The sequence below is a fragment of the Streptomyces sp. McG3 genome (genome assembly GCF_018619185.1).
Taxonomy (GTDB): Bacteria; Actinomycetota; Actinomycetes; order Streptomycetales; family Streptomycetaceae; genus Streptomyces.
The window spans coordinates 1-1,017 of the sequence record NZ_JAAXYC010000573.1; the positions used below are offsets into that span (position 1 = coordinate 1).

Genomic DNA, 1,017 nt, shown 5'->3' on the forward strand with positions numbered 1-1,017 from the left:
GGAGCAGTGACGGGACGACTTCGAGGATCGTGACGGCGTCCCTGTCGGCGCGGGTGAACAGGTCCGTCGCGTGATGGGCCGTCTCGTCCCCGTAGATCGTGGTGCGACCGCCCGCCACCAGGGCCGCAGTCATCTGCCACACCGAGATGTCGAAGGTCAGCGCCGCGTTCTGCGCGATCACATCACCGCTCGTCAACGCCAGATCATCGACCTTCGCCAGGAGATGGTTGTTCATACCCGCGTGATGGACCATGGCGCCCTTCGGACGCCCCGTCGACCCCGAGGTGTAAAGGACATAAGCCAGATCGTCGTGCGCGGTGCGGACCGGGGCGAGTGCGTCGGGCCCGTCGGCCGCCGTGGGACAGACGAGGACGATGGGATGTGTCCCGGCCGCCGAGGCGATGGCATCGGTCTGCGCGGCTTGGCCGGGTCGGCCGGCTTCCGAGGCGATGGCATCGGTCTGGGCGGTGTGGTCGGCCGTGGTGATGAGGTGGCGGGCGCCGGACGCGGTGACCATGTCGGCCTTCCGCGCCAGCGGGGCGTTCGGGTCCAGCGGCAGATACGCGCCACCCGCGCCCAGAATGCCGAGGAACGCGACCACCGCGTCCACACCCCGCTCTCCGTGGTAGGCGACCCGGTCGTCAGCCATGACACCCGCAGCGAGCAGCTCACGGGTGAGACGACTGGCCCGCCCCGCCAACTCCGCGTAGGTCAGGGAACCGTGGTCATCGGTGAGAGCGATGGCGTCCGGCCGGGTGGAGGCATGATCCCTGACCCTGGCGATCAGGGAGTTCAGCTGGTCGTAGCGGTCCGTCCGGTTCCAGGTGCGCAGAAGCTCGCTCTCCTGCTGGGACACCGGGGCGAGTTCACCGACCGGACATGCGGGGTCCGCAGCCGCCGCACGGCAGGCGCGCTGGATGTCGTCGAGGACCGCGCGAGCCGTCTGCTCCGTGAAGAGGTCCGTGCTGTACTCCAGTACGAGGGAGAGTTCACCGCCCGTGGTCTCCTCGGCAAGGA

At 69.1% G+C, this 1,017-nt stretch carries 1 protein-coding gene; it reads right to left on the reverse strand.

All coding sequences use genetic code 11. From position 1 onward, the window contains the following. On the reverse strand, positions 1-1,017 hold a 1,017-nt coding region (locus tag HET64_RS38515; RefSeq protein ID WP_215111864.1), incomplete at both ends, for an AMP-binding protein.